The organism is Oleiphilus sp. HI0079 (assembly GCF_001635105.1).
Window position 1 is genome coordinate 1 of sequence record NZ_LWFT01000691.1, and the last position, 1,184, is coordinate 1,184.

Sequence of the window (1,184 nt, forward strand, 5' to 3'; positions counted from 1 at the left end):
TCGCGGATGATATCTAGCACCTCATCAAGTTGCGCTTGGGCGTTCATTTCGCCTTTAAATGCTTTGAAGTCGGAGCCTTCAATTTCCTGAGTAAACACCTTAATGCCATTGTCATCTTCTTCAAGGGTCCAAGCGAAGCTAATCGAGCTAGTTAGTAATAGTGCACTGAAGAGTGTGCTTAATAATCTGGCGTTCATTTTTTTCATGGTTGTGTTCTTATTGTTGGTTTGGTTTTACAAGGGCTCTTTGTTTTGCCGCCGTGAATGAGTAAGGCCGTCTTTCTCCGTTGTGATCGCTACGTGGTCCAAACTAAAGCAATAAAAAATAGGGCGAAGCAATGCTGCTTGCCCTATTGTCGTGATGGAACTTCTTTAGAACTTGTACGACATGCCAATCATGTAAACAGATGGGTCGATGTCGACGTCAACTGTTGCTTTTACCGGGCCAGCATTACTGTCGGTTGTGATTTCAGCAGTGGTGTCGATGTCTATCCAGTAATAAGAGGCGTTAAGGCCAATTGAATCCGTCAATGCATAATCAAAACCCGCATGAATCGCAACGCCTGTTGAGTCATCCAGTTCAATCTTGGTATTCGCGACGGATGTGATGGTGCCCGCAGGAAGATTGCCTGTTGAGGAGGCAAGAAGATCAAACACGGCGGCATTGTCTAGTGCTGGAGTGACCTTCTCCTCAAAGAACATAGTGTAATTTAAACCCATGCCTACATAGGGCTGGAAGTCTGACGCGCTGTCCATAAAGTGGTAATTGAACGTTACGGTAGGTGGCAAGTGTTTAGTGGATGCGATATCTGTTCCCAAAGCGTCTAGCGAAATATCATGCTTAAAAGGTGTTGCACCCAGTACCTCGATGCCTACGCTTGGGTTGAACATGTAGGTTAAGCTTAAGCCGAGCTGTGTGTCGTCGTCTACGTCAACACCATCAATTCCTGTATTGCCCAGAGCAGGGGTATCGATAAAGATCATGCCGCTAGATGCATCCGGTGTTACGTTTGCTGCACCACCGCGAACGATGATGTCTCCTGACTCATAGGCAAACGCTGGGCTAGCACTTAAAGCGATAGATGCGATGGATAGACTAAGTAGGGTTTTTTTAAGCATAAATAGAACCTTGATATCGAAGTTGTGTTGACGTTGTTTGTATGTGGCGAACTTTAAGTGTTTAAC

General features: G+C 45.4%; 1 protein-coding gene and 1 pseudogene. Both read right to left on the reverse strand.

All coding sequences use genetic code 11. From position 1 onward, the window contains the following. Positions 1 to 206: pseudogene (locus tag A3750_RS12570) on the reverse strand (hypothetical protein); the annotation flags it as partial. A gap of 165 nt (positions 207 to 371) precedes the next feature. Beyond that, positions 372 to 1,184 (reverse strand): OmpW family protein (locus A3750_RS12575; protein ID WP_231871813.1); only part of this gene is annotated, 813 nt, incomplete at its 5' end.